This is a genomic window from Fulvivirga kasyanovii (assembly GCF_009711405.1).
In the GTDB taxonomy this organism is placed as follows: domain Bacteria; phylum Bacteroidota; class Bacteroidia; order Cytophagales; family Cyclobacteriaceae; genus Fulvivirga; species Fulvivirga kasyanovii.
In genome coordinates this window covers 12,051-12,316 of the sequence record NZ_SMLW01000479.1, presented here as the reverse complement: position 1 = coordinate 12,316, position 266 = coordinate 12,051, and the positions used below count along the sequence as shown (strand labels likewise).

Here is a 266-nt window from a genome sequence, read left to right as displayed (position 1 = left end):
ATACCACGTCATTCCAAACGCAGCGTAGCGTAGCTTTAGAATCCCTGATTAAATGCGCTACAGAAGGTTTAGGTACTGCTACGATCCGGGAGATTCCAGATATTTTCTTTAAGTGTGGTCATAAAATCACATTTTATCACGAAAATTCTGGAATGACGGCATCTGAACATTGTCAGTGCCATTTTTTGAGTGTAATAAATTTCATACCTTAAAATCAACCGAACAATTAACAAAGTCAAAACTCCATCTCCGCATTGGGCCGCATT

Annotated in this window: 1 protein-coding gene; it reads left to right on the top strand. The window is 39.1% G+C overall.

From position 1 onward, the window contains the following. Positions 1-212: hypothetical protein (locus E1163_RS30980; protein WP_221417965.1), on the top strand; the 212-nt coding region annotated here is incomplete at its 5' end. Positions 213-266: the final 54 nt, after the last annotated feature.